This is a genomic window from Vibrio sp. SCSIO 43009 (assembly GCF_023716525.1).
Lineage (GTDB): Bacteria > Pseudomonadota > Gammaproteobacteria > Enterobacterales > Vibrionaceae > Vibrio > Vibrio alginolyticus.
Window position 1 is genome coordinate 125,966 of sequence record NZ_CP071844.1, and the last position, 9,940, is coordinate 135,905.

Consider the following 9,940-nt stretch of genomic DNA (forward strand, 5'->3'; position numbering starts at 1 on the left):
CTCCATTAATGGCTTTGGATTTCGGTTAGTAGGTCGAGAACTACGTCTCTAACGAATCGTTCCGCTTCGCTTTGGTCAGTCATGCCAATGGATTCCATCATTTTGTCGTTTTTAGAGACTTGAGCGGCCAGCTCGGAAATGACTTCCTTGGCCAGCTCGGAATCGAGGCCAATAACAGACGTGTAAAGGTGATTTTTGAGTTTTTCGGATTTGCCGATTGGGGATTGCTCGATAAGGTCAAGCACGGTGGCCAGCATGGTTGCGTAGTTCGCTTGAGATTCCATTGCATCGGCTTTCTCTTGCTCAATAGCGGTATTGAGAGAGTTAAAGCGGATCTCGAATGGCATATCGTTATCGTTCCACACCTTGCCGTCTCGGTAGATGGTGTGAATATCGATAGCGCGCTTAACGAACGCCACCACGGCTGCGCGGATTTGGTTGGCGCGTAGTGCAGATTGAATCGATGTGCGGAAGAAGCCGCCCTCGCCTAGTCCACCAGAAAGAAGATCACCAAACCCAAGCATGGATGGGTCTACGCCAAGCGTTCCGGCTAAGCGTTTAAGGTGAAACATAATGTCTTCGATGTGGGAGATATTCGGGTCAGTGGTAAAGGTATCGATCTGCAAGCCACCTTTAGCGCCGCCCATAAAGGGCAATAGCGTGTTGATGACGGTTGGAATGAAACCTAGCTTGCGGGAACGGTCTACCACCTCTTGACGGTCTTGCTTCATCTGGTCAGCGACCATGTTGATGTATTCCGCAGCTCCGGCCGCATCTAAGCCGTCAGTGTTTACCGCTACCATGCGATCGATAAGTGAAGCATTCACACGACTTGCGCCGAGCGCTGCAATGGACTGGCGAAGCATCGACCAAGCCTCAAAACAGGTAAGAAGAATGGATGTGCCGTAGTTCTGCGTCTCGATTGGCATGCGTGAATACGCATCGTCATAAAGTGAGTAGCGCTGGCCAGTGTAGTTAACTGGCGGTATATCCATATCTGGCCGCCAGATTGGCATTTTTAGTGGGATAAGCGCCCAAGGTTCGGCAAGGCGTACCTGTTCGCCGTTCGCTCGGGTTTGTAGATATTCCGCAGTAAATCCCGCTAGCTCGCCCGAACGTTCGTACTCACGAATTTGGTTTGGCAACGTGTAGTAGTTGGCCTCAAAGTGAGTAATACCCACGCCCTCTTTCGTGTATGGGCGAACATAGTTAACCCCATAAACCAGCGTTGAATACGTCCAGTTCATTAGGTTTTCGTTGATTGGAGTTAGCAGCTCTCGGTTAAGACGGCCTACGTACTCGGCGTACTTCTCATCGGTTGGATGAAGATACACAGCCATGCCATTGTCGTTTGATACCGAAAGAGCGTGACCAAGGTGCAGATTGAGCGCGGCATCAATCGTGCTGTCCTCGGCCATTTCCTTGAGTATCGGATATAGCATGAAGCGATCTTTCGGCAGCTTGTGCAGAAAAAAGCGGTCTGAGCTTTTTCGACCGTCATTGGTCAGAGCGCCGTTGCTTTCATCTAATTGGTGTTCGCGATCGTGGAATGGCGATCCCGTGTATCCAGCGCCAGATTCAAAACTTATCCCACTCTCTTTATCGTCATTCTCGTTAAAGAAAGGGAACGCTTGTTTTAAAGCTGCCGCTAGCCCAATTGATGCCTTATTTTGCGACATGTGCGACCTCGGTAATTTGAGGCGCTTTTTACAGGGATGGGGATGATCTTGGATGATAGCGCATCGCGTCAATGTGACCAATACGCTAATAAATCATTGATTTTCTATGCGTTAATTTTTTTTAGTCAAAGTTCAATTGCTTGCCTTTGAATCTTGGTTACTCACCAAAAACACTAATTTTTATTCTTGATGATAATGGCCGTGTTCGGAATAATTCTTTTGTCCCTAAAAATCTACTTCCTTAGATATTTTAGATTATTCATTAACTTAAATTGATATTGATAGTGGCGTTTTTTTGGGATGGGGAATAGGAAAGGAAAAAGTCGGGCGAAAGCTCGACTTTTTTTTTGGCTTTTATCCAAAGAATAAAAGGCACGTTCAATGAACACTGATTTAACCCGCAGTATTGAACAGGCGACAACAATCGATGAACTGGTACGCCAGTTTGAAGCCTTGCTCGCTGTCGATATTAGCGACACTCCAAAAGGCCACCAGCGCCTTAAGGCTAACCAACTAGCCAAAGATATTCTCGCCAAGTACAACGGCGACTACTCCAACGTTTCACCCGAAGATAAAGCAGCTCTGCGCGACTACACAGGTTTTGGCGGCATCGGTGGCTCCACCAACGAATACTACACGCCTAAATGGCTGGCGAGCGCGACTTGGGATGCAGTTCGTTCCTATGGCTTTACTGGCGGTAGCGTACTTGAACCAAGTTCGGGCGTGGGCGTATTTAGCGAAACCAAACCTAAAGGCACCCTGACTACATCCGTAGAAATGGATCAGACCTCAGCGGCCATCAACCAAATTCTTCACCCCGAAGACCATGTAATCCAATCGGCATTCGAAGCGGTAGCAACTAATCCTGGCATTGGCGACTTTGACCTAGTAATCGGCAACCCGCCTTATGGTGTTCGAGACGCTAGCGCGATGAAAGACAAAGCGTACAAAGACATTAAGTACGCTGATCAGTATTTCGTTTCTCGTTCTATCGATAAGGCGAAAGCTGGTGGCTTGATTGCCCTAGTGCTGCCAACTCGTATTTGTGATGCGAAAAACCTTGAGAAGTGGCGTACACAACTCGCGCTTAAAGCGGAGTTTTTGGGCGCGCACCGACTACCAACGGGCACGTTCTCTGATACGGGCGTAGTGACTGACCTTGTTATCTGGCGAAAACACAGCGACCAAGCGAAAGCACTGATTGATAGCGCCGACCGCGACACGCTGATTGAATCTAACGTACTTTGGGACACTTGGCTCAAAGGTAAGTGGTTCGAGCGCGAGGGTAAGAAATTCATCAACGGCGAACAGACTGTTGAGGGCGTAGGTAAGTTTGCGCGCAAAGTCGTGAAGCGTGGCAACCGTTCTAACGATGATATTAAAGAGTCGTTAATGCGCCGCTTTGACAGTCGCATTGATTGGATGTTACTCGATGAAGCGGTTAGCGAGCCAGTGAGCGCGAAATACTCCAATGGAGACACGATTTTCCGCAATGGCCAGCAGTACGAAATGATTGATGGCGAATGGGAGCTATCTGAAAGCAATGCGAAAACAGGCGTTATCAGTAAGGCGACCTATGGCGTAGATAACACCGATGAGATCGGTTCTATCACCTACTCTACTGAATCGATGCTTAAGCTATCGGCCAGCCAAGCGCTCAAGCTTTTCGAAGATTACGGTTACCTGTGTCATGACGACTTTAAAGCCCTAATGCGCGAGATTGCCAAGCTGCCAAAAGCAAGCCAAGAACACGCTTACAAAGGCATTCTACTTGGCATGAAAGTTCAAACGCTTGCAACGTTGGTTGCTGGTAGCCGAACGACATCCAATAGCGACTTGGCCAACATGGCAATGGGCGCGGAGGACTTCCAGACCGAACAATATCGCGTGAAGTTAAGCGGCGAAGTGTTAGAGCTGAACGCGTTAATGGGCGGTTCTAAGGTATCGAAGAAAGCGCTAAGCAACTTAAGCGAGAAGTACGTCTCTGCATGGAATTACTACCACTCATCGATCGATTCTAAGGGCAAACTGTCTGACCTACTCAAAGGCGACCTTAAGCGTGAGCTGACCGTTCAATACAGTTCGTCTCGCATTTGTGACGTGTTCCATCTATGTGACCGTGAACTAGGCATAACCACACTGACACTGAATGACGTTCGCACGTATTACACCGCAAGCGGTATCGATGCGATGAGCGATGAGCAGTTGCTTGATTACCTAGCGAACATGGATGAGGTAGCGGTAAACCCTGACGGCACGGTGACGGCATTCCATAAAGCGACGACTGGCCTAGTCGGTAAGCGCATGGATCAGCTGACCACACAATTAGTATCGACCACCAGCGATACCGTGAAAGCTAACATCATGCGCCAAATTAAAGCCATCGAATCTAAGCGAAACAAGATCTCGATTGCCGATGTGAAGATGAAGCTTACCGATAAGTGGATTCCTAAAAACATCATGCTTGAGTTCCTGCATGACCGTGGCTACACGGAATTTATCTTGGGCGACTTTACCGAGGATAAGGACGGCTTTGAGGATTTCGTACAAAGCGAATCCGGCCAATACCTTACTGGCTACCGTTGGCGTGATGGCGAATGGATTGATGGCCTAACTCGTAATGGCGTGAAAGGTAAAGCAGCGAACAGCGATGAGCGATTTGAGCGTCAAATTGAATCGTACATCAACTATGGTGCGGTTCGTGGCGGTAGTAAGAACGAAGATAAATCACTTATCCGTGAACAAATGCGCCGCCTCGATGATGAGTTTTCTACATGGATTGCATCATCTGACCATTCAGAATACTTGGAACAGGTTTACAACAATACGTTTAACGGTTGGATTAAGCCGGAGTTTGATGACTCACCACTAACGCTAAATGGCGTATCTGGTGCGATTGAGTTCCTACCTTACCAAAACTCAACGATTCGCCGTCACAGTGCAGACGGTAACGGCATTATTGCCTTTGGTACTGGCTTGGGTAAAACGCTCACTGGCCTTGGCCTCGTGCAGCACAACCTAGAAACCAAACGCGCCAACCGTGTGGCCATCGTTGTTCCTAAATCCGTGTTAGAGAACTGGTTCTATGAGTCCGACCTGTTCTTTGGTGAAAGCAATCTATCTGACAAGGTATTTATCGGCCTTGAAGTTCACAAAGACGATGACGGAAAAATCATTCGGGAACCGGTATTAGATGAAACGGGCGAACCGAAGTTAGACAAGAAAGGCGATCCTATCTTGCGCGCCAAACTGACCGTAGACACAAACGGCAAGCGCGTAGCAGAACAGCTCCACCAGCTTACACAGTCAACCGCTCGCATCGTGGTAATGACAAAAGACGTGTACAACCGCATTCCATTGAAGCCGGACACGATTTCGGCCAACGTGCTTGAAATGCGCGATGCTGGTTTGATTGCTGGTTCAAGCAAGCTAGTTAAGGAAGCGGAAAGCCACACAGATCAAGCGAAGAACGCGCGCTTTGAAGCGAAATATGCTGACGATGGTACGGCCAAAAACGAAGAACTACCGTACTTTGAGGACTTGCTATTCGATTCGGTGATGGTCGATGAGGCGCATGATTTCCGCAACTCGTACAAGGGCGGCTCATACCGAAACAATCTGGCATTCTTGCCTAGCCAAGCGCAAGCCGATCGCGCTATCGATATGCAGCTTAAGAACAACGTCATTAAGGCTCGCAATGACGGTCGAGGCGTTTACTTCCTAACAGCTACGCCAACCGTAAACAGCCCTGTTGATATGTTCAATATGCTGTCCCACATCATTCCGGCAGACACGTTTGCCAAGATGGGGATCTTTGACAGCGACGACTTTATCCGCATGTTTGGTAAGACTGGCGAAGCGCTGGTTACTAAGATTTCGGGCGAAGTTGAACAGCGTGAAGCCCTACTCGGATTCCAAAACCTAGACGCACTTCGAAACATCGTTAACCGCTACATGACGATCGAGGATGCTAAATCCGTTGGTGCCAACGTTCACATTCCTGACCTGATTAGCCAGCAAAGCGTTGTCCAAATGAATAGCGAACAGGAAGCGCTATATGAGGAACTACGCCAGCGCGCTGACGCAATCAGTAATCCAGACAAAGACGAAAACCAAGAGATTGTCGAGCAATACCCTAACGACACGGTTTTCGGCCTAATCCGTAAAATGGACAAGGTAAGTACAGACCTTGATTTGTACTATGAGCGTGTTACCTACCGATTCGCCAAGGACAACAAAAAAGAGGTTGAGGCGGCAGTAGCTAAGCTACCAAATACCGTCACGGTCGCTTTTGAGGATGTGGCACCAGACGGCACGGTTAAGCTAAGCAAAATCCAAGTTAAGGTTGATAAGAGCGTTAAGGTCGAGGGCGATCACTGCGTGGTTCAGCTCCACCAGCAACTTGATGACCGATTCACAAACATTTGTGACAAGGCCAAGTTGAAATTTACGCACCCTGTCTCCCCTAAGTACGCCAAGTTCCTTGAGAACGCGCGCGAGATTTATCTGGCTGGCGGTAAGCAGCTTGTCTTCACCGAAGAAAAAACACAGCACAAGAAAGTCGCGCGAATCATTGCGGATTTTGTTGGTTGTAAGCTGTCTGAAATCGGTATTTTGAACAGCGATACCGTTGCGGGTAAGAAAGGCTCTAAAGCGACTGAGGACGATGAGGAAGCGGGTTTGGAAGCAATGGCCAATGCTTACAACACCTCGAAATACAAATTCATGATCCTCAATAAAAAAGGCGAAGTCGGCATCAACTTGCATCATGGCACAACCGATATTCACCACTTAACGCTACCTTGGACTCCAATGAGTATCACACAGCGTAATGGCCGTGGCGCGCGTGTTGGCTCTAAACAAAACAGCGTGAACGTTCACTACTACACGTCGAAAGGCTCATTCGATGATTTCCGCTTGGCCACAATCCAACGCAAAGCCACTTGGATTGAGACAATGTTCAAAGGTGATGAAAAGTACATTGCGAACGCCGATGCAGACGCAGCCGACGAAACTGCAATCATGCTGGCAGCAAATCCAGAAGAAGCGAAAGCCCGTATCGAAGCGGCTAAGCGTCAAGCTGAGCGCAAGCGCAAATTAGAGGAACGCCGACTAGCAAGTATTAACGTCAGCAAGTACATCAAAGCCACCCAAATGCTTGCTTTGGATGTGAGTGCGGTTGAGGGCGAGCTGGCCGAACTACGCGAGAAGTTAGAGCCACTACGCAAAGAGGTGGAAGAAGATCGCCTACGTGCAGAGGGCGAGAAGCGCGGAAGTTGGCAGCACAAAAACTACCAACGCACCAAAGGCAGACTGTTTGCGCTAGAAAGCCAAATCAAAACCTATGAGGCAGCGATCAAAAACCGCGACAAAGCGAGCGATACCATCAAGAAATTGAAACCAGCAATGGAGCTGGCCATCAATGACGGTGTGTTAAAGGATTACCCTGACTTCCTAACTCATCCAGAGTTGTACATTGTTCGCAACGGTGTGATTGTGCGTAATGGCTACACCTACAAAGCCGAAGTTAAGAGCCGTTCTTGGAGCGCCGAGTACGATTCAAAAGCAACAATCATGATCACCAACTTCGACCGTAAATCTGGCACGGTGGACGGCTTTATTACTGAAATGGACGGCGAACCAGCGTCACGCAACTATGTCGATCTACCTGTTGAGCGCATTATTGAAATTGCGCCAGTGAATCAGGATAGAGCTGCGCTAGAAGCAAAAGCGCTCCAAGGTGTACCACTAAGTGAAGTCGCTCATACGTTTGACCGTGAGACGTTCTTTGAACTGGTCGCAGAAAAGAAAATGAAAGCCTACGGTAACAGCCGCCGTTGTTTGGTGCGCAATGCTGACGGCTCATTCTCTACGCCGTGGGGGTTGGATGTTGAACCAGACCAAACGCTGATTTATCCAGATGCGAGCGATAAAGCGATCGTGAAAGCCCTACTCGACCAAGTAACCAAGCAATTGGAAGATAAAGGTCGCGTGATGTTGGAACACGACATTCTAAGTTTCTTTATCGGTAGCGATTGGGACAAACAGGCGATGGAAAACGGCAACCAAGTGAGCGAACAGGAAGTTGTTGAACTGGTGACACTTGAGATCAAAGCATTCGAGGAAAAATACCCTGAGCTTTATCAAGAAGCGCTACTGAAAGCAGAGACGACTTACAAAACGTCTATCACTTTCCTTAAAGAGCTAGATAACCATCTAAGCAATTTGAAATGGACAGGTTACACCAACGCACACGAAGCGCGCCGCCTATCGGCTCGTGAGTTCACTCGTTACACCGATATTCTGACCGAACGCTCTAGCGAATACCGCACAGAGCTGGAAGATAAGCTATTCGCTGACTTCACTAAGCTGGTGGCTAACGACCCTGACCGTGCGAAACGTCTATCACAGATCGCGTACTGGATGACGCAATACAAACCAACGACCGATACTCACCTACTGAAAAAGGTCGATGCGATTTACGGCGAAAACTCACAAGAAACCATGCTTAAGGTATGTGCTGACCTACACGCTATTGGCGAACGTGAGTTCCTATCCGGTGATGGCCTAATCTTCTCGGATGACTGGTCATTGAATCGCATGAAAGGTGCGTATGGTTCGCTATTCACTTATCGCAGCGCACAGCGTGAGGAATTTATCGAGAAGTACCTAAATGCGGATAAGCCGGAAAAGGCCGAGGTTAAAGTGACCGAAACGCAGAAAGTGAAAATCGATAATATCTCTGCCATTAACGTAGAGAGCATCGAGAAGTTTAGCGAACTAATGTCAGGCATTGGCATCGACGTTAAAATGGTGACTTCACCAATTAGCTGGAAGCCTAAGCGCGGTCGCAACCGAAAAGAGATTGTTGTAGAGCCATACGAGCGCATTGGTTTGATGGACAACAATGGCCTTAAAGGTTCGCTTAAAGTGATGTTCGCTGGTGACAAGGAAGCTAAGGCCGAGTACGGCGCTGACTTCGCATCAAACGCAAGCAGTGAATTTAATGGCGGCTGGTGGTTTATCTCTGCGAAAGCGGATTTGGAATTGCTAGCGAAATCGCTATTAACCATTCATAACACAATGGCCGAAGCTGCCTAACTCAAATTTTCGCATGCGAAAACTTTTTGGAGACAACAATGATTACTCAAGTGAAATTGCCTACCGTTGAAGATCTACAGCCCTTACTCGATGAGGCGCTAGAAACAGCGCAAAGCAAAGAAGCATTTATCCAAGCTCAAGTAGATGGCATTTACAAAACACTTAAAGCCAATCCGCTCATGTACCGTCACTATGGCGCTTATTGGTGGGCGGTTAAATCGCTCATGGCCAAGCATGGTTATGACCTTGGCAGCGATTCAGAAGTGATCACAGAGCAACACTTCAATTTCGAAGACCCTGCGATTTTGTTGTGTGCTGCGTGGGCGTACCAGCAAGAGCAAGTTGATAAAGGCTACTGGCAAGCAAACCTACATACCTACTACGTCGATGATGAAGAATTTGAATATTCTATCGAGGACGTAAATCTCGAAGCGTGGAGTGTTAACAGCAAATCGATGCGTTAAGTTTTCGCATGCGAAAACTTTTGAGATAGAAAAAATAAACCCCGCCACTGAACAAATGGCGGGGATTGCACGTTGAACAGATAAGCTTTGATGCAATCAATCCTACCCCTAATAGTTTTGTTGCCGCCTATCTGTAATTTAATTTATATGAAATAATTTTCACATTCAACAGGTTTTTCAATATTTTTTATTAAAAACAATGAATTATGCAACTAGGTGCTTTTTCCTTCTTATGCCTGTTGACGCTGCTCTTTGTAACCTAGTTAAGTAATAGAATTGTCAAAAAGTTTTCGCATGCGAAAACACATGGAATCAATCTCACAATTTATCTAATGTTCTCGCATGCGAAAACTTGTGCAATCGGTTCTGTTTGTTACTTTTTTTTCTTGTGCTGTTGCTACTGGCAACGTATAGTGTGTGCCTGTTGCCAGTGACAACAATCGAGAGGCATTGATATGGCATCCAAGGAACGATGCGAAAGATTAAATCAATTAGTCCAAAAGGCAGGAAGTACCAGAAAAGCCAAGCAGCTCATTGATGGCGTTAAGGGTGTAAGCCCTTGCCACACTGCTATTTACAAAGCAATGCACGGCGGCGGTACAACTGATTACGTAGTTCAGTGCTATATCGAGGATCTTGAGGTAGCACTGAGCAAACCAAAACAGCAAACAAATTCCACCAGCAAAGGAAATTAAT

At 47.5% G+C, this 9,940-nt stretch carries 4 protein-coding genes; 3 read left to right on the top strand and 1 reads right to left on the bottom strand.

Annotated features, from left to right (window positions below):
- Positions 1–5 precede the first annotated feature (5 nt).
- The gene (locus J4N43_RS24530; RefSeq protein WP_171343329.1) at positions 6–1,679 is read right to left on the bottom strand and encodes a portal protein; all 1,674 of its coding nucleotides are present in this window, start codon (positions 1,677–1,679) and stop codon (positions 6–8) included.
- 381 nt (positions 1,680–2,060) lie between these two features.
- Here J4N43_RS24530 and J4N43_RS24535 point away from each other — a divergent pair, with 381 nt between their 5' ends.
- From J4N43_RS24535 to J4N43_RS24545, 3 genes are all read left to right on the top strand, one after another.
- A complete protein-coding gene (locus J4N43_RS24535; RefSeq protein ID WP_171343328.1) occupies positions 2,061–8,780 on the top strand; it encodes an SNF2-related protein in 6,720 nt (2,239 codons plus the stop codon).
- A 38-nt stretch (positions 8,781–8,818) separates the two neighbouring features.
- Positions 8,819–9,244 (top strand): hypothetical protein, encoded by a 426-nt coding sequence (locus J4N43_RS24540; RefSeq protein ID WP_054579116.1) that lies wholly within the window; start codon positions 8,819–8,821, stop codon positions 9,242–9,244.
- Positions 9,245–9,699: 455 nt separating this feature from the next.
- Positions 9,700–9,939: a hypothetical protein gene (locus J4N43_RS24545; RefSeq protein WP_017634062.1), complete on the top strand. Its 240-nt coding sequence runs from the start codon at positions 9,700–9,702 to the stop codon at positions 9,937–9,939.
- The last annotated feature ends 1 nt before the right edge of the window (position 9,940 follow it).